Annotated in this window: 1 pseudogene; it reads left to right on the forward strand. The window is 68.2% G+C overall.

Features of this window, described 5'->3' with window-relative positions:
- A pseudogene (locus SB719_RS21980) lies at positions 1-245 on the forward strand (penicillin-binding protein 2); the annotation flags it as partial.

A 245-nucleotide genomic window follows, 5' to 3' on the forward strand; every position in this document is an offset into this window, starting at 1 on the left:
GCCGCGAAGTGCCGATTCCCGCATCGCGCGGCATGATCACCTACCGCAACGGCGAGCCGCTGGCCATCTCGTCTCCGGTCGAATCGCTGTGGGCCAATCCGCAGGAACTGAGCAAGCATCCCGATCGCCTGCCCGAGCTCGCGGCCGCGACCGGCCTGCCGCTCGACGAACTGTCGCGCGCGGTGTCGCAGCGCGCCGACAAGGAATTCATGTACATCCCGCGGCATCGCCGGATCAGTCCGTCG

The sequence above is a fragment of the Pantoea sp. SIMBA_079 genome (genome assembly GCF_046940275.1).
Taxonomy (GTDB): Bacteria; Pseudomonadota; Gammaproteobacteria; order Enterobacterales; family Enterobacteriaceae; genus Pantoea; species Pantoea borealis.